Below are 19281 nucleotides of genomic sequence, written 5' to 3'. Positions count from 1 at the left end.
CAGGAAAACGGAGGTGCGCGTCATGTATCATAACATTCTTGTTCCCATTTCTTTTGATGCCGAACGGGATATCTCCGGCCCCCTGAAACTGGCCGAGATTCTGTCGACGCCGGACGCTCAGGTGACTTTGTTGCATGTGGTCGAGCACATCCCAAACTATGCGATCTCCTATATGCCGCCCGAATACCTGAACGAAGCCCGCAAGGCGATTCAGACTGAGTTGGATGAACTTGCGGAGAAACTACCTAACGCAACCGGTGTGGTCATTGAAGGGCATTCCGGGCGCACCATTCTGGATTGGGCGGATGCTCACAAGCCAGACCTGATCATCATGGCTTCGCATCGGCCGGGTATGCAGGATCTTCTTCTGGGTTCAACCGCGAACCATGTGGTCCGCCACGCCGCCTGCGCGGTTCACGTGGTGCGCTGATCGGGTACAAGGTCGGCCGGGGCAAGGCGCCAGGCCTTGCCAAAGCCGCCATTCAACACGGCCTCTGAAATGTTGAACCGCACAAAGCCGAAATCGGTGAAATCGACATAGAGCTTCGCTTTGGGCCGCAGGGTCAGATACCTTGTGCGCAGTTGACCGTTCTCTGAACTATCACGCGCAACGAACCGGGCCTCGGCGTGCAGGGTCAAGCGCGGATGAGTCAGGGGATCACCGGTCTCTCCCGGCTCTCCGATCAGCAACGCGCAGGCCGGATTGGCGTGCAGGGCGCGCGTGTGATCCGCCAGCGTCGAGATCAGGGTCACCAGCCCACCGCCCTTATCCGTTGCCAGCGCGATACGCGAAACCGAGGGCGCCGCTTTGCCCGGTTGCAAGGTGGCAAGGGCCCCAAAGGTCGCGCCGTCAACTAACTCGCGGGCCAAACTGCGGGCCGTGTCATCGGCCGGACGAATGGGGGTGGCTTCGGCCATGGCTTTTGTGTCCCGGAATGTCTGCAACGGGCCAAACTTAGCTGCTTCATTTGTCCGGCGCGAGGCCTTGTTGCCGGTTGTCCCCGGGCCTCGGTTTCGCCACAAAGCCGGGTTAGGGGAAGGATATGCCAGTCAACAAGCCCAAGCTAGAAACAGACACGATAATTCCCAAGGTATCGAGGCGCCAGAAACGTGCAGACGCCTTGCGCAAACGCGCTTTGTCTCCGGTTCGGATACTGATCATGGTACTCATGCTGCCCTTGACGACCCTGAGTATTGTTGTGGCGGTTTATCTGCGCACATCCGGCTATCAACGCGAAGAGGCCCTGATTCATCTGATTGCCCTGGCGGGGTGTGATGCAGTTGAATCGGTTGTGCCGGGACCGTTTTTGGCCGGAGGGCCAGGGTATCATCCACGCAACGATCCCGATGGCGATGGAGTTGCCTGCGAAACCATCGCGCCGACCCCGGTTTCCGGCACGGTTCCGCGACAGGCTGGCACACGCCCATCACGAACGGTCGGAACCGCCAAGTTTGTGCGGCCGTGATCGGCTGATTGCTGCGTCGGCGCTTGCATAATTTTGATCTGTCGCCAAAGTTGGGCCATGACCCGTAATGAATTCAACGCCTTCTGCGCCAGCCTCAAAGCCACCAGCCATGTGGTGCAGTGGGGCAATGCGGATGTGTGGAAAGTGGGTGGCAAGGTTTTTGCGATCTGCGGTTGGAACGACGGCAAAGACGCCTTCACCTTCAAGGCCACCGATCTGGCCTTTGAGGTGCTGGGTGACGAACCCGGTATCCGCCCAGCGCCTTATCTGGCATCGCGCGGGATGAAATGGCTGCAGGTCTATGAAGAACGCGGCATGAGCGATGCCTCACTGTGTGAGCATATCGTGACGTCCTATGATCTGGTCGTGGCCAAGCTGACCAAGAAGATGCGGGCCGAGCTGGGGGTTTAACCCTTCATCGCGTGCAGCAATTCCAGCAGTCGTTTGCGGTCGTCATCATCGGTGTAGTCACCGGTTGCCAACCGCTCGGCGATGCTCAGACGCAGGCGTTCCTGTTGGGTGCGCACCTCTTCCCCGGCTGTTTCGGCCAGGGTTTTCATAATCATCGCTACGGCCTGTTGCCGTTTGGTGGTGGGGTTGGCGATGTAGTCGACCAGACTTTGCTGGCCGGAATCGAGGATGTTTTCGGCCAGATCACGCAACTGCTCGCCATTGGGCAGCAGCGGGGCAGGGGCGTCTTCGGGCGGCAGGATTTCCGGCACGCTGCGCGGGGTCTCGACCAGGGCATTTGCCCCGTCGACAAAAGCCTCGGTGATCATCCGCGTGATCTTGATGGCGCGCGGGTCCTTGAACAGGGCCGAAGCGATGGCCACGCCGTAATCCGTATAGACCCAAGGATTGACCCGCCGCCCACCGCGGCCTTTGGGTTTTGAGATCACATTCTGTGATTGCAAATCGGCGACCTCGGCATCGGTCAGCTGAAAGCGGTATCCCTCGAACAGGTCCTTGTTGCGCGACACGGCCTGATTGAAGGCGCTGACGGATTTTCCGTAGAACTGAGCCAGATCCTCGGCCAGCACCACACGGGTGCCGCGCACCCGGTGAATGGCGCTTTGGACCTCATGCGTGCTGGGCAGGTTCTTGGAGTTGGTCATGGGCACCGTTTGGAATCACAATGTGTGATCTCAAACGTGAAGCAGCCTGCGCTGGGCTGCAACCTTGAAGTGTCAGTTGCCCGGTTACGGTGAGGCGTACAGTTGAAAATGTCTTTAAAACCCGCGCAACAATGCGAGATTCGACGCCGTCGTGCTAGGGTGCGCGCGGCGGGGCCGTTCCGGCTGCGACCCATGGCAGTTTTGCCAAATGACGGAGGAATATGATGTTTGCACGTATTACCCAATTTAAAATGAAACCCGGTACGCGCGAAGCGGCGACGGCGAAAATGAATGAATTGAAATCTGAAATTATGGGCATGCCGGGTATGCACTGCTTTACCAACGTTATGAACGAGGACGGTTCTGGCTATGTGATCTCGGTGGTGGAAAGTGAAGAGACCTCGAACGCAAACGCACCCAAAGTGGCCGAGCTATGGGGCAATTTCGCTGAATTCATGGAAGGTCCGCCGAAACCGCTTGGGTACGACGTGATTGCACATTGGGACAAAGGGTGAGTTACCGGGCGGGGAATTTCCCGCCCTCTTTTCCCGGCACGAAGATCTGAGAACCCAGTGAATGGCGCTTTGGACCTCGTGCGTGGTAGGTCGATTTTTTGAAGAACAGGGGAAATTGTGCTATCAGAATCCGGTTGTTCACATTGATTTTGGCTGGGAGGTTAACGATGAAATTAGTGAAAATCGCTGCATTTGTCATTGTTTTGGCGCCAGTTGGCTTCGAAGCGCGTGCGGACAACGCTGAGGCGTTTCAGAGCGCAACTAAGGTGTCACAACTAAAAGCTCTGGGGGCAAAGCAAATGGATGGAGCCTCGATCAAAAAAGTCGTCTCAGGGCGTACACTCAAAAATCCCGGGTGGACCTGGACGTTCAAAAAGAACGGAAAACAGAACTCTGCAGCAAACGATGGCTCTTGGGAGGATAGCGGCACTTGGGCGGTCAAAGGTAACGAACTGTGCCGTGCTTCGGTATTGACCAAGGGCGAGGAGTGGTGTTCGAAGGTCTATTTTCTTGGTCGTGACCTGAAATTCAGCAAAGTCAAAAGCGATCTCAATGAGTGGTTTATCAGCTATTGAAAAGATAGATTAAGAATGCGAAGCGGTGCCTTACCGCTTCCGCCGCTTCACATTCCCGCCCCGCTGCCCCGGCCTGCCAGCCGTTGACCGCCCACGCGATTTCACCGCGTCTTCCGAGGCTTTCTCGACGGCCCATTGGCGCGCCATGGGGTCGTCGGCGATGGCCAGATCGACCGCTTCCAGACGTTTGATCTCATCCCGGATGTTGGCGGCCTCTTCGAATTCCAGGTTCTCGGCGGCTTTGCGCATCTGGTCGCGCAGGCCGTCCAAATGGGCCTCGAGGTTGGCGCCGTGCATCGGTTTGTCGATGGTGGCGGTGACGCGGTTCATGTCCACGTCCCCTTCGTAGAGACCGGCCAGAACGTCCTCGACATTCTTTTTCACCGTCGCAGGCGTGATACCGTGTTCCTCGTTATAGGCCATCTGTTTGGCGCGGCGGCGGTTGGTTTCGTTCAGCGCGCGCTCCATGGAGCCGGTGACCTTGTCGGCATACATGATCACCCGCCCGTCGGCGTTGCGCGCGGCGCGGCCGATGGTTTGCACCAGAGAAGTTTCAGAGCGCAAAAAGCCCTCTTTGTCCGCGTCCAGAATGGCGACCAGCCCGCATTCGGGAATGTCGAGGCCTTCGCGCAGCAGGTTGATGCCGATCAGCACGTCAAATGCCCCCAAGCGCAGGTCGCGCAGAATCTCGATACGTTCCAGCGTGTCGATGTCGGAATGCATGTAGCGGACCTTGATGCCCTGTTCGTGCAGGTATTCGGTCAGGTCCTCGGCCATGCGTTTGGTCAGCGTGGTGACCAGCGTGCGGTAGCCGTCGGCGGCGACCTTGCGCACCTCGTCCAGCAGGTCGTCCACCTGCATCGACACGGGGCGGATTTCAACCTCGGGATCCAGTAGGCCGGTGGGGCGGATCACCTGTTCTGTGAAGACGCCGCCGGTCTGTTCGATCTCCCACTTGGCTGGGGTGGCCGAGACGAAGACGGATTGCGGGCGCATGGCGTCCCATTCCTCGAACTTCAAAGGTCGGTTGTCCATGCAGGACGGCAGGCGGAACCCGTGTTCGGCCAGCGTGAATTTGCGGCGATAGTCGCCCCGGTACATGCCGCCGATCTGCGGGACGCTGACGTGGGATTCGTCGGCAAACACGATGGCGTTGTCGGGGATGAATTCGAACAGGGTCGGGGGCGGCTCACCCGGCGCGCGGCCGGTCAGATAGCGCGAGTAGTTCTCGATCCCGTTGCAGACGCCCGTGGCCTCAAGCATTTCCAGATCGAAATTGGTGCGCTGTTCCAGACGCTGCGCTTCCAGCAGTTTGCCTTCGCCGACCAGTTGGTCAAGCCGGATGCGCAGTTCCTTTTTGATGCCGATGATCGCCTGCTGCATTGTTGGTTTCGGCGTCACGTAGTGGGAATTGGCGTAGACGCGGACCTGTTCCATATTCGCGGCGCGTTCGCCGGTCAGGGGGTCAAACTCTGTGATGGTTTCCAGTTCCTCGCCGAAGAATGAGAACTTCCAGGCGCGGTCCTCAAGGTGGGCGGGCCAGATTTCAAGGCTGTCGCCGCGCACCCGGAACGATCCGCGCTGAAACGCCTGATCGTTGCGGCGGTATTGCTGAGACACCAGATCAGCCATCACTTGCCGTTGGTCATATTCCTTGCCGACTTTCAGGTCCTGCGTCATCGCCCCATAGGTTTCGACCGAGCCGATACCGTAGATGCACGACACCGAGGCCACGATGATCACATCATCGCGCTCCAACAGAGCCCGCGTGGCCGAGTGGCGCATCCGGTCGATCTGTTCGTTGATCTGGGATTCTTTCTCGATATAGGTGTCAGACCGCGCGACGTATGCCTCGGGCTGGTAGTAATCGTAATAGGACACGAAGTATTCGACCGAGTTTTCGGGGAAGAACCCTTTGAACTCTCCGTACAACTGCGCCGCCAGCGTCTTGTTCGGCGCAAGAATGATGGCGGGGCGCTGGGTTTCCTCGATCACCTTGGCCATGGTGAAGGTCTTGCCCGTCCCGGTCGCACCCAGCAGAACCTGATCGCGTTCACCGTCCAGCACACCCCCGGTCAGTTCCTTGATCGCTGTCGGCTGGTCGCCGGCTGGCGCAAACTCGGTATGCATGACAAATTCCTTGCCGCCTTCCAGCTTCAGGCGGGCGCGGACATCTTCGGCAGTCAGCTGGGTCTTGTCGGAATGAGCATAGGCCATAAGGGGGATTCCTTTCGCGCCTGATTTTGATCTGTTTTTGTTCTTGTTCAAGGGGGCATTTCCAAAGCCTTACATTGCGACAATTGCGGACTTGTCCGCGCCGCGTGTCTGACGCATAAACATGCCCAGCCAAGTGAGTACGGAGAGGCGACATGCGCGCACGGATTTACCAGCCTTCGCGAAACGCGATGACCTCGGGGATGGCCAAGACCCGCAAGTGGGTTCTGGAATATGCGCCCGCGTCCTCACGAGAGGTTGATCCGCTGATGGGTTGGACCTCGTCGAACGACACGCAGACCCAAGTACGCCTGAAATTCGATACCAAGGAAGAGGCATTGGATTACGCCAAGGACAACGGGATTGATGCGCAGGTCAGCGAGCCTCACAAGCGTAGACCCAATCTACGCGCCCGTGGCTACGGCGAAAACTTTGCCACCGACCGGCGTGGTCCCTGGACCCACTGAGTTGATCTACGTCCGTGAGGCTGACCCGACCTCGGACGCGTTGCGCCCGGTAGTAGAGGCGCATTTTGCTCATAGCGAAACCGCTGGGCCCGTGGAAAGTAATCACACCATGGATGCCCAGGCTCTGGCCGGGCCGGGGGTACGGTTCTGGGCGCTATACGATGATGCTCAGCCGGTGGGGTGTGGCGCGCTCAAGGCTTTGCCGGATGGTACGGCCGAGGTGAAATCGGTGCATATCCTGCCACAAGCCCGTGGGCGCGGACTAGCCCGTGCGATGATGGAGCATCTTGCGGATTTGGCCCGATCCGAAGGTGTTTCGGCCTTGGTTCTAGAAACGGGTGCTGCGCATCTGGCGGATTATGACGCGGCCCGCAAACTCTATGAGGCGTTGGGATATTCCTATTGCGGTCCGATCTTCGGGTACGAGGCCGACCCAAACAGCGCCTTCATGCGCTTGGGTCTTGAACCCCGCCCGTAAAAACAGCAAGAAGGGCGCAGCGGTCCCGTAGCTCAACTGGATAGAGCAGCTGACTTCTAATCAGCAGGTTGAGGGTTCGAGTCCTTCCGGGATCGCCAGTCATCTTATTCGCTGCAAGCCTCATCACCGCAGAACCCACGTGATTTTGCGTTGCGGACTCTTTGCGTCGAAAAAAATATTGCAACCGGTTGCAAAAGGAAACATTGTAACGCCAAGTAAGAGAATCGGGAGAGCCGCATGCTGAGAATCGGACTGCTTGGCGCCGGGCGCATTGGTCGGGTACACGCGCAGGCCATTGCCGCGCATCCTCAAAGTCAGCTTTGCGCGGTTTCCGACGCGATTTCCGATGCGGCTGAAAGCCTTGCTGCGGAACAGGGGGCAACGGCACGCGAATCTCAGGATATCATCGCAGACCAATCAATTGATGCAGTGCTGATCGCGACGCCGACAGACACCCATTCTGACCTGATCGAAGCCGCCACACAGGCCGGTAAGGCGGTTCTGTGCGAAAAACCCGTTGACCTTAGCCTTGAACGGGCGCTGGCGTGTCAGGCGGTTGCGGCGGAAACCGGCCAGCCGGTAATGGTCGGGTTCAACCGCCGGTTTGACCCCAGCTTCACGACCCTGAAGTCGGCCGCAGACAATGGCGAAATCGGCACGACCGAGATGCTGTCGATCACTTCTTTCGATCCGGCCCCGCCGCCGATCAGCTATGTCAAGGTTTCCGGCGGTCTGTTCCGGGACATGATGATTCATGATTTCGATATGGCGAATTACCTGATGGGCCAGTTGCCCGAACGGATTACCGCTGTTGGTTCCTCGATCGTCGACCCCGAGATCGGGCGTGCAGGGGATGTGGATACTGCCGTGGTCACAATGACTTATGCCGATGGCAAGATCGTGGTGATCAAGAATTCGCGGCGGGCGGTCTACGGCTATGATCAGCGGATAGAGATGCTGGGTTCGGGTGGGATGCTGCAAGCCCATAACATTCTGGAAAATGCTGTGGTCAAATCGACGGCCGATGGCGTCACGGGAGCTAAGCCGACCTATTTTTTTCTGGAACGCTACATGCCCGCCTATCGCGCGGAATGGGACGCGTTCGTTCAGGCCGTGCTGACCGATTCGGCGATGCCGGTGACGCTGGAGGATGGCGTTGCCGCCCTGGCAATGGCCGAGGCCGCGAGCCGTTCCGCAAAGTCTGGGCAGGCGGTCACACTGGCCGACGTTTTGAAACCGGTTGCAAAATGACCCGATATCTAGAAACTGGGGCAAGCTCCGCCAGTTATCGGAGCGGAGGAGATTCGGTGGATCCGAATGATTGGGGCTGAAGCCCCGGCAAAAGACAGACTGTTCTTATGGGAGGAGACCAAATGAATAAGTTCGTAAAAGGCGCATTGGCTGCCGGTGCTTTGGCCTTGGCCACGCCTGCATTTGCGCAGGAAATCGTAGTTGTGTCGCACGGTCAGGCAAATGACGCGTTCTGGAACGTCGTGAAAAACGGCGTTGAGCAGGCAGGCAAGGATGTCGGCGTCAACGTGGAATACCGCGCACCCGAGACCTTCGACATGGTGGCCATGTCGCAACTGATCGACGCTGCCGTAAACCAGGAGCCTGACGGGCTTATCGTATCGATCCCAGATGCGGACGCGCTTGGCCCGTCAATCGAACGTGCGGTTGCCGCGGGTATCCCGGTGATCTCGATCAACTCGGGCGCTGAAGTTGCTAAGGATCTTGGTGCCCTGCTGCATGTCGGTCAGGATGAGTACGATGCCGGCAAGGCCGCAGGCGAAGCACTGGCGTCCATGGGCGGCAGCAACGCGATCTGTGTGAACCACGAAGTGGGCAACGTGTCGCTGGACCTGCGCTGCGAAGGTTTTGCCGAGGGGTTTGGTGGCAACGTCACCGTTCTGCCGACCTCGAACGATCCGTCCGAGATCGAATCGAAAGTGGCTGCTGCACTGGCGGCAGATGAAAGTGTCGACACCGTTATGGCTCTGGGCGCCAGCTCGGCGGGTGAGCCTTCTGTTGCGGCCGTCAAGGCCTCGGGCCGGGACGTGAATGTCGCTTCCTTCGACCTGTCGGCCAATTTCCTTCAATCAGTCGTTGATGGCGATGCGGCTTTTGCTATCGACCAGCAGCAATACCTGCAAGGTTACCTGGCGGTGAACTTCATGGGGCTGAACGCCAAATACGGTCTGATGCCGGGTGGCGACGTTCCTTCCGGTCCGAACCTGGTGACTGCGGACAAGGCCGGTCAGGTGATTGAACTGTCGTCGCAGGGCATTCGCTAAACGCCTTGGGCATTGATAAACGAAACGGCGCCCACTGCGCCGTTTCCATCGAAATGGGAGAAGAGCATGAGTCAGTCAGCGCCCGTTGCAGCCGACGAAAGGGTCAAAAGCGAACCGTTTCTGACCAAGTTAATGAAACGCCCCGAGCTTGGCGCCATGGCCGGTGTCATTCTGGTCTTCATCTTCTTCGCGATCACCGCGGACAGCTCGATGTTCACCCTGGCCGGGGTGATGAACTTCATGACACCTGCGGCGCAGCTGGGTATTCTCGCCATCGGTGCGGCACTTCTGATGATCGGTGGAGAATTTGACCTGTCGATCGGTTCGATGGTCGCCTTTTCCGGTCTGTTCTTCGGCGTCTGCGTGGTAACCTGGCAATTGCCGCTGATTGTTGCAATCCCAATGACCTTCGTATTCGCGGCCATGGTCGGCGCCGTAAACGGTAATATCGTGATCCGTTCCGGCCTGCCTTCGTTTATCGTGACACTGGCTTTTTTGTTTATCCTAAGGGGCCTGTCTCTGGTTGGTTTGAAAATGGCAACCGGTGGGTCGACCCAGCTGCGCGGCGTGCGGGATGCTGTTGAGAATGACTGGCTCGCGCCGTTCTTCTCGGGCGAGGCGTTTAGCAGCCTGTTTAGCTGGCTGGCTGCTAATGGGATCGTCGACACGTTCAAAAGCGGTGCGCCGAAAGTTCCGGGTATTCCGGTTGAGATTCTTTGGTTCATCGTAATGGCGTTGGCCGCGACCTACGTGCTGCTACGCACTCCGGCGGGGAACTGGATCTTCGCATCTGGCGGCGACAAGACGGCCGCGTCAAATTCGGGTGTGCCGGTGAACCGCGTCAAGGTCTCGCTGTTCATGCTGACGGCATGCTGCGCCGCGCTGGTAGCGATCATAACAGTGATGGATGCGGGATCGACTGACGCGCGCCGGGGCTTCCAGAAAGAGTTCGAGGCGATCATTGCCGCGGTGATCGGCGGCTGCCTGCTGACAGGTGGCTATGGTTCGGCCATTGGCGCGTTCTTCGGCTCGATCATATTTGGCATGGTGGTCATCGGCCTGACTTACACAGATTTCGATCAGGATTGGTTTCAGGTCTTCCTGGGGGGCATGCTGCTGATCGCTGTTCTGTTCAACAACGCAATCCGCAAACGCGTAACCGGGGAGCGCTGATATGACTGAAGATACCAAGTTCCATCATGGCGATGCCACCAATGATTTGGCGCCAATCGTACAGATGAAGGATATCGAAAAGCACTTTGGCAATATCATCGCATTGGCGGGTGTCAGTTTTGATGTTAAACCGGGCGAATGCCATTGTCTTCTGGGCGACAATGGTGCGGGCAAATCTACCTTTATCAAGACCATGTCCGGGGTGCATAAACCAACCAAGGGTGAGATTTACTTTGAAGGCAAGCCACTGCATTTCGATACGCCCCGGGATGCGATGGAGGCGGGCATCGCGACCGTGTTCCAGGATCTTGCTATGATCCCGCTGATGAGCGTGACGCGCAACTTCTTCATGGGTCGCGAACCCACCAAGGGGAAGGGTCTGCTGAAACGCTTTGATGTGGACACTGCCAATGACATTTGCATGGAAGAGATGCGCAAGATGGGCATCAACTTGCGCGGACCGGATCAGGCAGTTGGCACATTGTCGGGCGGTGAACGTCAGACTGTTGCCATTGCCAGAGCCGTCTACTTTGGTGCGAAAATCCTGATCCTGGATGAACCGACCTCTGCCTTGGGCGTGCGTCAAACCTCGAACGTTTTGGCCACAATTGACCGGGTGCGCAATCAGGGTATTGGCGTGGTCTTTATCAGTCATAACGTGCGCCATGCACTGGCGGTGGGTGATCGCTTTACCGTGCTGAACCGGGGCAAAACTCTGGGCACGGCCAAAAGGGGTGAAATCACACCCGAAGAATTGCAGGACCTGATGGCAGGGGGGCAGGAAATGGCCCAGCTGGAAGGGTCTCTGGGCGGAACGGTTTAACACCGTTCCCCCTCTGGGGCCGGAGGCCCGAAATCTATCGAAATTGCGGAATTGGCCTAAATGGCCTTGTGTTGAAAGGGATCACAATGGGCAAGACAGTCCGACTGACCGCAGCGCAAGCTTTGGTGCGCTATCTGGGTGCGCAGATGAACGAGGCCGGAGAGCCGTTCATCGCTGGGGTCTGGGCCATTTTTGGCCATGGCAACGTGGCAGGACTGGGCGAGGCGTTGCATACTGTCAAAGACAGCCTGCCAACCTATCGCGGTCATAACGAACAAACCATGGCGCATTGCGCGATTGCCTATGCCAAGCAGATGCGCCGCACGCGGGCCATGGCCGTCACGTCCTCGATCGGGCCGGGGGCTACGAACATGGTGACTGCAGCGGCCTTGGCACATGTAAACCGCCTGCCGATTCTGATTTTGCCGGGCGATGTGTTTGCAACCCGCGGTCCTGATCCAGTGCTGCAGCAGATAGAGAGCTTTGGCGACGGTACGATCAGTGCAAATGATTGTTTCAAGCCGGTCAGTCGCTACTTCGACCGCATCTCTCGACCCGAACACTTGTTGACCGCTTTGCCGCGTGCATTTCGTACGATGAACGACCCGTCTGATTGCGGACCGGTGACGTTGGCCTTTTGTCAGGACGTGCAGGCCGAGGCCTATGATTACCCCGAAAGCTTCTTTGAGCCGCGCGTCTGGTATCAGCGCCGCATTCGCCCGGATGAGGGAGAACTGACCCGCGCCGTCGCGGCGATCAAAGCGGCCAAGCGTCCGGTTATCGTCGCCGGAGGCGGTGTACATTACTCGGGCGCAACTGATGCTTTGCAAAGCTTTGCTGAGACGCACAATATCCCTGTTGCCGAAACGCAGGCCGGTAAATCAGCCCTGGCCTGGGATCACCCGCTGAATCTGGGACCCATCGGTGTCACCGGTGGTGAACCTGCCAATGACGTCTGCTCTGCCGCCGATATGGTGCTTGCCGTGGGCACACGGTTGCAGGATTTCACCACCGGTTCGTGGGGCCTGTTTTCGAACCCCGAACGTGAGATGATCTGCCTGAACACTGCTGCCTATGATACCGAGAAACACGGCGCCATGCCGCTGCAATCCGACGCGCGCGTTGGGTTGCAAGAGCTGGGCGCGGCTTTGCAGGGATATCGTGCCGACCCGGTGGCCGACACGTTGAAGGCTGACTGGTTCGGCAAGGTCGACAAGCTGACCGATATGCCGGGTGACGGCAACGCGCTGCCGACCGATATGCAGGTGGTGGGTGCGGTTCAGCGCGCCTCGCACAACGATACTGTCGTAATGTGCGCGGCGGGTACCATGCCTGGTGAGTTGCACAAGCTGTGGAAAGCACCGCGCCCCGGGTCGTATCACATGGAATACGGGTTCAGCTGCATGGGCTACGAAATCGCCGGGGCAATGGGCATCAAGATGGCCCAGCCTGAACGTGACGTGATCTGCTTTACCGGCGACGGCACTTACATGATGGCAAACTCGGAAATGGCCTCGGCCGCGATGATGGGAATTTCCTTCACCGTCGTGATCACCGACAATCGCGGGTTTGGTTGCATCAACCGGCTGCAGATGGGTACCGGTGGGGCCGAGTTTAACAATCTGCTGGATCATGCGGTGCATGAAACGCCATCGGCTATCGACTTTGCCGCACATGCGGCTGCGATGGGGGCTACTTCGGTCAAGGTCAGCTCGATTGCTGAGCTTGAGGATGCGCTGGCCAAGCGGGGCGCTGTCAAAGGGCCCTATGTGGTGGTCATCGACACCGATCCGTACCCCTCGACCGAATATGGCGGCACATGGTGGGAGGTGGCCGTTCCTGAGGTCAGCACCCGCCCCGCAGTGAATGAAAAACGCGCGGCCTACGAAGTCGCAATCAAGGAAAGAAACACGAAATGAGCGTGAAAATCGGGATCTCTCCGATCGCGTGGCAGAATGATGACCTACCGGATCTGACGGCGGCCTATACCATGGAGCAGGCGCTGAAAGAGGCGCGCGAGATCGGCTATACCGGTGTGGAACGCGGCCAGCGGATGCCCAGCGACACCGACGGCCTTCGGGCCTATCTTGACGGCAATGATATCGCGCTATGCGGGGGGTGGTGCTCGGGCAACACGCTGGTCAACAACTGCGCAACCGAACGCGAAGCTGTGCGTGAACAGGTCGAACAGTTCGTGGCCCTGAATAGCCCCTGTATTGTTTATGCTGAGTGTTCCAACACCGTGCAGGGCCAGATCGGAACCCCGGTCAATGACCGCCCCAAGCTGTCCAGGGATGAGGTTCTGGACTACGCCGGAAAACTCACCGAACTGGCAAAATGGATGGCCGATCAGGGCATGCCGATGGCCTATCACCATCACATGGGTACGATCATCGAGAGCGAGGATGACGTGAACTGGTTGATGGAGGGCTCGGGCCCCGAGGTGCGGCTGTGTTTCGACACCGGCCACCTGCTGTTCAGCGGCGGTGACGTCATGGCAACCCTCAACCGCTGGGGTGACCGGGTGCATCACGTGCATTTCAAGGATATCCGCCCGTCCATCGTGCAGGATACGCGTGAGAACAATCGCAGCTTCCTTGATGCGGTGATCGCCGGTGCCTTCACCGTGCCCAGCGATGGCTGCATTGATTTCCAGGCGGTCGCGAATGCGCTCAAGGCGATGGATTACGACGGCTGGATCGTGGTCGAGGCTGAACAGGACCCTGCAAAGGCGCCGCCCTATGAGTATTCCAAGATGGGATATGACCACATCGTTGATGTCTGCGGACAGGCGGGATTGGAAATCACGGCGTAATTCACCGCGCAATGGCGCAACACCAAGAACCATGAAAAAGGAGATTATCATGGTGCATCAAGACCTCGGATATGTCGGCTATTTCGACCGGGAATCCTGCGATCTGGATGAATTCAAGGTGTTGACCTCTCAGAACCTTTCAGCCGATGCGGTGCCCCACGCCGCATCGGTTGAAAAGAACGTTCCGATCTATGACATGCAAACCCTGCGCCCGGTGCTGGAGCAGGCCGACGAACGTCAGGCTTTGCTGGCGGAATGGGGCTGGGTATTGAGTAAATCAGCCGGAGTGATTGCCCTGAAAGGGGCCTATCCGGACACCTCTGTGATCGACCGAGCCTCCGGGGTGTTTCAGCAGATTATCGATGAAGAACGCCGAAGTGGGGCGGGAGAGGGTGATCACTTCGCCGCCTCAGGTGCCAATGACCGGGTTTGGAATGCGCTGCAAAAGCAGTGTTTGCGCGATCCTGAAGGGTTTGCGTTGTATTTCGGAAACTCCGCGATTGCAGCTGCCTGCGAAGCGTGGCTGGGGCCCAACTATCAGGTTACCGCACAGATCAATCAAGTGCGCCCCGGTGGTAAAGCGCAGCAGGCGCACAGGGACTACCATCTAGGTTTCCAAAGCGCCGATAGCGCCGCGCGGTATCCCGCCCATGCCCATCACCTGACCGCTGCGCTGACCCTGCAGGGGGCTGTTGCCCATTGTGACATGTCGGTGGAAAGTGGCCCGACCAAGCTGCTGCCGTTCTCGCAGCTTTATCCGTCGGGCTATCTGGCGTTTCATGACTCCGCCCATCGGGACCATTTCGAAGACAATTTCATCCAACTGCCTCTGGCAAAAGGGGATGCGGTGTTCTTCAATCCCGCCCTATTCCATGCTGCTGGCGAAAACAGAAGCGCCGATATCGACCGTATGGCGAACCTGCTGCAAATCTCGTCTGCCTTCGGGCGTGCGATGGAAGCGGTGGATCGCCGCGCCATGTCACAGGCTGTGTGCCCCCACCTGATTGCACTGAAACAGCGCGGCGATCTGAGTGTGTCGGAACTGGATGCGGCGATTGCGGCAACGGCGGAAGGCTATCCTTTCCCGACCAATCTGGACACGGACCCTCCGATCGGGGGAAACGCGCCGGAAAGCCAGGCGGATATTCTGCGCCGCGCGGTGACTGAAGGTTGGGCAGAGGCGCAATTGGCCGACGCGCTTTCAGCCCTGCAAGCAAGGCAAGCTGCCTGAAATAAAATACGGGTGCGCCATTCACCACCCATCAAGGAGACGACACCATGGCAGACCTTCTGAAAAAGCCGTTCGGAACCCGCGGCAAGGTTCACGACATCACTCCGGCAAGCGCAGGGTGGCGATATGTCGGCTTCGGGCTCTATCACCTGCGTGCAGGTGATAGAGCTTCCGAGGCCACGGGCGACCGCGAGGTCATTCTGGTCATGGTCGAAGGCAAGGCGCAAATCACCGGGGCCGGGCAGGATTGGGGCGTTCTGGGCGACCGGATGAGCGTGTTCGAAAAGTCACCGCCGCATTGCCTGTACCTACCGAACGGAACCGAGTGGACGGCCGTCGCCGAAACCGATTGTGTCGTCGCCGTCTGTTCAGCCCCCGGGAAAGGCGGGCATCAGGCCCGGCGGATCGGCCCCGACGGCATCACCCTGACCGAGCGCGGCAAAGGTGTGAACACGCGCTATATCAACAACATCGCGATGGAGGCCGAGGACTTTGCCGACAGCCTTCTGGTGACCGAGGTCTTCACGCCGAACGGTCATTGGTCGTCCTACCCCAGCCACCGTCATGACGAGGATGACTACCCCCGGATCACCTATCTCGAGGAGACCTATTACCACCGCCTCAACCCGGCCAACGGGTTTGGTATCCAGCGGGTTTATACCGATGATGGCCAGTTGGACGAGACGATGGCCGTGTCCGATGGCGATGTTGTGACCGTTCCGCGAGGTCATCACCCTTGCGGTGCGCCCTACGGGTTTGACATGTACTATCTGAACGTTATGGCCGGACCGTTGCGGAAATGGCGCTTTGTTGCGGCCCCCGAGGTCGAATGGATCATGGAGCGTGACGGATGACCCGGGACTTTGCCACCTATCCCAGTCTGAACGACAAGACCGTTTTCATCACCGGCGGGGCAGGGGGCATTGGTGCAGAAACAGTCCGAGCCTTCTCGGCCCAAGGGGCCAAAGTCGGGTTTCTGGATATTGACGCGGACGCGGGGCACGCGCTGTTGGCGCAGGTAGACGGCGAGCATGTCTTCGCCCAATGCGACTTGCGCGATGTCGAGGCCCTGCGTATCGCATTGGCTGAACTGACGGACGAACTTGGTGCGGCTCATGTCTTGGTCAACAACGCTGCGCATGACGACCGGCATGACTGGCGCGAGGTGACGCCGGAATACTGGGACGAGCGTATGGCGACCAATATCCGCCACATGTTTTTTGCCATCCAGTCGGTCGCCCCTGCGATGATCGAACGGGGCGGTGGCTCCATCGTCAACCTCGGCTCAAACTCGTGGTGGGAGGCCGGTGCGGGCTTCCCGGCCTATGCCACTGCCAAATCCGCAGTGCATGGCCTGACCAGGACCATGGCGCGCGAGTTGGGGGACCACCGCATCCGTGTGAACACTGTGGTGCCCGGCTGGATCATGACCGAGCGCCAGAAAGACCTCTGGGTCACGCCCGAGGCGCTGACCAAGCAGGTCGACCGCCAGTGCCTGCCCGATCCGATTGACCCTGTCTACGTGGCACGGATGGTGGTGTTCCTGGCCTCGGACGATGCCGCCATGTGCAGCGCGGGGAATTTCATGGTCGAGGGTGGCTCGATCTGAGGCCCGTAAATACTTGAAGTCAGGAGGTCCGGCATGTCCGCACCCTTTCAACTTGCGGCCTGTGCCGAAATGCTGTGGCTCGACAAGCCGATGGATTGGCGTGTCGCGCGGTTGACCGAGATGGGCTTTGGTGTCGGGCTGTGGAACTGGCCTGAACTGGATCTCGGAAAACTGGAAGCTATCGGTGCAAATTTCACGATCATGAATGGCTATCTTGAAGGGAGGTTGGCCGATGATGAGGGAGCCGACATGCTGCTGACCTCGGCCAGAGAAACGCTCCAGATCGGCAAAAGGCTGGGTGTGGATCGCTTGAACCTTCACGGCACAGGGTTGGGCGACGGTGGAATTCCGATTTGGAAGCATGATGTTGTAACAGGGCAGATGTGGCTGAAAGCGCGGGACACGCTGAACCGCATCTGCGATCTGGCCGAACAGGAAAGTGCGGTGTTTACGCTTGAAAACCTGAACCATATGGACCACCCTGGCTGCCCGTTCGGGTCCACCGCAGACGTGTTGGCTCTGGTAACGGCGATTGATCGGCCGCAACTGCGTATCAACTTGGACCTTTACCATACGCAGATCGGTGAGGGGGATTTGATCCGATGGTGTGACAAGTGCCTGCCCTGGATCGGAGAAATTCAGGTTGCGGACAATCCGGGCCGGTGCGAGCCCGGGTCAGGTGAGATCAACTATCCGATGGTCGCTAAGGCACTGTACGAACTCGAGTATCGCGGACCGGTAGGTATGGAAGCCTTTGCGTCCGGTGACCCGGAAGCGGCTCTGGAGGCATTCCGAGCTGCTTTTACCGTCTGAATTCGGGACTGAGCGCCTATCTTTGCGGTGGCGCGCCAAATGCACGGATCACGGCGCGGGCAGCGGCTTCGACAGGGCCGTGGGTCTCTTTCAGGATCGTCACACGATCGAACCGCTCTGGATCGCGGTTCACCGCCTCGCGCAGCGCTGCACCGAAGGCCATGCGCAACTCGGTTCCGATGTTGAACTTGCAGATCGAGGTTTCCCGGGCCAGTCGCGCCCGCTGCTCGACCGGAACGCCTGAACCGCCGTGGATCACCAAAGGCACATCGGTTGCGGCGTCGATCTGACGAATACGGTTTTCGTCCAGACCGCCCTCCTTGTGCTGTTGAAGATGGACATTTCCAACCGAGATGGCCATCGCATCCACGCCACTCTCACGCGCGAACTGCGCGGCCTCGGCCGGGTCAGTGCCGTTTGACCCTTCGCCACCGGTGTAGCCGACAAAACCGATCTCGCCCTCGCAGGAAATCCCGGCCGCGTGGGCCATCTCGGCAATTGCAGCGGTCTCGTCGATGTTCTGCCGCAGCGGCTTGCGCGAGCCGTCGAACATCAACGACGTGAATCCGCTGTCGAGGGCAATCTTGCACTCTTCAAATGTGTAGCCATGGTCCAGATGAGCGACGACGGGGACCGTGGCATTCTCGGCCAGATGGCGAAACATCTTGCCCAGAACGGGTAGCGGCGTGTGTTCGCGGCAACTGGGACCAGCCTGTAGGATCACGGGCGCGTTTTCGGCCTCGGCCGCGGCCACATAGGCGCGCATATCCTCCCAGCCCAGCGTTACCAGCCCGCCGATGGCGTATCCTTGTTCATAGGCGGGGGTCAGGACGTCTTTCAGGGTAACAAGGGTCATTTAAACTTCGCGATCATGTCTTTGATGCCCGGGATCGTTTCGATCTGATAGGCATGCGTTGGTTGGAAATACTGCACCAGCGAACGTTGGCTAAGACCGCCGAGGATGGTGAAATAGTACATCTCGTACCCCGGCAATACGCAGCAGGGATGATAACCCTTGTCGATACAGATCGTTGAGCCATCGACGATATGATAGGCATCGCCCGGCTCGTTGTCCTCACGCTGCAACATCTGCAGACCCGAACCCCAGTTGGGCTTGAAGCGGAAGTTATAGGTCTCGTCGTGGCGGCTCTCATCCGGCAGGCGATTGGTGTCGTGCTTGTGGCTTGGGAAGCCGGACCAACCGCCCTGACCAACGGTGAAAAGCTCACTGACCAGCAGGCGACCGACCTTGTCGTGCTGCTTCTGGCCAAGGATGTGCTTGATCTTGCGGTGGGTTTTGGTGTCGTCGCTGCCGTATTGCACAAGGTCATGCTGGCGCACGTCGAAGGGATCCAGCACTTTGTCGTATTTGGCGCCTGCAATGAAAACTTCGGCCTCATCCGAGACGCAAACCATCTGGGCCTTGGCGCCGACGGGGACATAGACGCCCTCGGGCTCACCATCCCACACGTCTTGGCCCCGATTGCCGAGCTTGGGAAACTGCACGCCCTCGACATCTACATCCACACTGCCGGTGGCAGGGGCGATGCAGGTTTCATACCCCGGCACCTGATATTCAAATGCCTCGCCCTTTTTCAGTTTGACGATATTGAAATAGTTCAGCGGCACCGTCGGGTCATCGGCGTCGACGATGGGTTTGTTCTGATTGTCATAGGGCGCGATATGCATGGGT

The 19281-nt window shown here is 58.7% G+C and carries 22 protein-coding genes and 1 tRNA gene; 18 read left to right on the top strand and 5 right to left on the bottom strand.

Going from position 1 to position 19281, the window contains the following annotated elements:
• Positions 1–22: 22 nt before the first annotated feature.
• Positions 23–430, top strand: coding sequence for a universal stress protein (locus AC2FEE_RS04700; RefSeq protein WP_496863403.1), 408 nt, complete (start codon positions 23–25; stop codon positions 428–430).
• Here the strand turns inward: AC2FEE_RS04700 and AC2FEE_RS04695 are convergent.
• Positions 415–918, bottom strand: a complete 504-nt coding sequence (locus AC2FEE_RS04695; RefSeq protein ID WP_496863402.1) for a HugZ family pyridoxamine 5'-phosphate oxidase — start codon at positions 916–918, stop codon at positions 415–417. The genes AC2FEE_RS04700 and AC2FEE_RS04695 overlap by 16 nt on opposite strands.
• 125 nt (positions 919–1043) lie before the next feature.
• Between AC2FEE_RS04695 and AC2FEE_RS04690 the strand changes: the two genes are divergently transcribed.
• Both AC2FEE_RS04690 and AC2FEE_RS04685 read left to right on the top strand, forming a co-directional pair.
• Positions 1044–1466, top strand: coding sequence for an excalibur calcium-binding domain-containing protein (locus AC2FEE_RS04690; RefSeq protein ID WP_496863400.1), 423 nt, complete (start codon positions 1044–1046; stop codon positions 1464–1466).
• 57 nt (positions 1467–1523) lie between these two features.
• Complete coding sequence (locus AC2FEE_RS04685; protein ID WP_496863398.1) at positions 1524–1877, top strand: MmcQ/YjbR family DNA-binding protein; 354 nt, start codon at positions 1524–1526, stop codon at positions 1875–1877.
• Here the strand turns inward: AC2FEE_RS04685 and AC2FEE_RS04680 are convergent.
• Positions 1874–2581, bottom strand: a complete 708-nt coding sequence (locus AC2FEE_RS04680; RefSeq protein WP_496863397.1) for an ORF6N domain-containing protein — start codon at positions 2579–2581, stop codon at positions 1874–1876. The two genes, AC2FEE_RS04685 and AC2FEE_RS04680, sit on opposite strands and share 4 nt — an antisense overlap.
• A gap of 251 nt (positions 2582–2832) precedes the next feature.
• On the opposite strand from AC2FEE_RS04680, the gene AC2FEE_RS04675 reads away from it, so the two are divergent.
• Together AC2FEE_RS04675 and AC2FEE_RS04670 are read left to right on the top strand one after the other, a co-directional pair.
• On the top strand, positions 2833–3096 hold the full coding sequence (locus AC2FEE_RS04675) for a hypothetical protein (protein WP_496863395.1): 264 nt from the start codon (positions 2833–2835) through the stop codon (positions 3094–3096).
• 167 nt (positions 3097–3263) lie between these two features.
• Positions 3264–3671, top strand: a complete 408-nt coding sequence (locus AC2FEE_RS04670) for a hypothetical protein (protein ID WP_496863393.1) — start codon at positions 3264–3266, stop codon at positions 3669–3671.
• 30 nt (positions 3672–3701) lie between these two features.
• On the opposite strand, the gene uvrB is transcribed toward AC2FEE_RS04670, so the two are convergent.
• Complete coding sequence (gene uvrB / locus AC2FEE_RS04665) at positions 3702–5888, bottom strand: excinuclease ABC subunit UvrB (protein WP_496863391.1); 2187 nt, start codon at positions 5886–5888, stop codon at positions 3702–3704.
• Positions 5889–6040: 152 nt separating this feature from the next.
• Here uvrB and AC2FEE_RS04660 point away from each other — a divergent pair, with 152 nt between their 5' ends.
• From AC2FEE_RS04660 to AC2FEE_RS04600, 13 genes are all read left to right on the top strand, one after another.
• On the top strand, positions 6041–6352 hold the full coding sequence (locus tag AC2FEE_RS04660) for an ETC complex I subunit (protein WP_496863390.1): 312 nt from the start codon (positions 6041–6043) through the stop codon (positions 6350–6352).
• A 1-nt stretch (position 6353) separates the two neighbouring features.
• Complete coding sequence (locus tag AC2FEE_RS04655) at positions 6354–6830, top strand: GNAT family N-acetyltransferase (protein ID WP_496863389.1); 477 nt, start codon at positions 6354–6356, stop codon at positions 6828–6830.
• 21 nt (positions 6831–6851) lie between these two features.
• Positions 6852–6928, top strand: a tRNA-Arg gene (locus tag AC2FEE_RS04650).
• Between the two features lie 139 nt (positions 6929–7067).
• Positions 7068–8081 (top strand): inositol 2-dehydrogenase, encoded by a 1014-nt coding sequence (iolG, locus tag AC2FEE_RS04645; RefSeq protein WP_496863387.1) that lies wholly within the window; start codon positions 7068–7070, stop codon positions 8079–8081.
• Positions 8082–8203: 122 nt separating this feature from the next.
• A complete protein-coding gene (locus AC2FEE_RS04640) occupies positions 8204–9124 on the top strand; it encodes a sugar ABC transporter substrate-binding protein (protein WP_496863386.1) in 921 nt (306 codons plus the stop codon).
• Positions 9125–9190: 66 nt separating this feature from the next.
• On the top strand, positions 9191–10297 hold the full coding sequence (locus AC2FEE_RS04635; protein WP_496863385.1) for an ABC transporter permease: 1107 nt from the start codon (positions 9191–9193) through the stop codon (positions 10295–10297).
• 1 nt (position 10298) lies between these two features.
• Complete coding sequence (locus AC2FEE_RS04630; protein ID WP_496863384.1) at positions 10299–11120, top strand: ATP-binding cassette domain-containing protein; 822 nt, start codon at positions 10299–10301, stop codon at positions 11118–11120.
• Between the two features lie 86 nt (positions 11121–11206).
• Positions 11207–13039, top strand: coding sequence for a 3D-(3,5/4)-trihydroxycyclohexane-1,2-dione acylhydrolase (decyclizing) (gene iolD, locus AC2FEE_RS04625; protein ID WP_496863382.1), 1833 nt, complete (start codon positions 11207–11209; stop codon positions 13037–13039).
• Positions 13036–13935, top strand: a complete 900-nt coding sequence (gene iolE, locus AC2FEE_RS04620) for a myo-inosose-2 dehydratase (RefSeq protein ID WP_496863380.1) — start codon at positions 13036–13038, stop codon at positions 13933–13935. The genes iolD and iolE overlap by 4 nt, the downstream gene beginning before the upstream one ends.
• A 49-nt stretch (positions 13936–13984) precedes the next feature.
• Positions 13985–15166: a phytanoyl-CoA dioxygenase family protein gene (locus AC2FEE_RS04615; protein ID WP_496863378.1), complete on the top strand. Its 1182-nt coding sequence runs from the start codon at positions 13985–13987 to the stop codon at positions 15164–15166.
• Positions 15167–15213: 47 nt separating this feature from the next.
• The gene (gene iolB / locus AC2FEE_RS04610; RefSeq protein WP_496863376.1) at positions 15214–16020 is read left to right on the top strand and encodes a 5-deoxy-glucuronate isomerase; all 807 of its coding nucleotides are present in this window, start codon (positions 15214–15216) and stop codon (positions 16018–16020) included.
• A complete protein-coding gene (locus AC2FEE_RS04605; protein ID WP_496863375.1) occupies positions 16017–16775 on the top strand; it encodes an SDR family NAD(P)-dependent oxidoreductase in 759 nt (252 codons plus the stop codon). The genes iolB and AC2FEE_RS04605 overlap by 4 nt, the downstream gene beginning before the upstream one ends.
• Before the next feature lie 33 nt (positions 16776–16808).
• Positions 16809–17588: a TIM barrel protein gene (locus AC2FEE_RS04600; protein ID WP_496863374.1), complete on the top strand. Its 780-nt coding sequence runs from the start codon at positions 16809–16811 to the stop codon at positions 17586–17588.
• 16 nt (positions 17589–17604) lie between these two features.
• Here the strand turns inward: AC2FEE_RS04600 and AC2FEE_RS04595 are convergent, their stop codons facing one another.
• Positions 17605–18444 carry a class II fructose-bisphosphate aldolase gene (locus AC2FEE_RS04595; RefSeq protein ID WP_496863372.1) on the bottom strand — a complete coding sequence of 280 codons (840 nt, stop codon included), beginning with the start codon at positions 18442–18444 and terminating at the stop codon, positions 17605–17607.
• Positions 18441–19277: a 5-deoxy-glucuronate isomerase gene (locus AC2FEE_RS04590; protein ID WP_496863371.1), complete on the bottom strand. Its 837-nt coding sequence runs from the start codon at positions 19275–19277 to the stop codon at positions 18441–18443. The genes AC2FEE_RS04595 and AC2FEE_RS04590 overlap by 4 nt, the downstream gene beginning before the upstream one ends.
• Positions 19278–19281: the final 4 nt, after the last annotated feature.

This window comes from Ruegeria sp. YTSC199, from assembly GCF_059609725.1.
The sequence above is the reverse complement of the archived record's forward strand: the minus strand, read 5'-3'. Positions and strand labels throughout refer to the sequence as shown.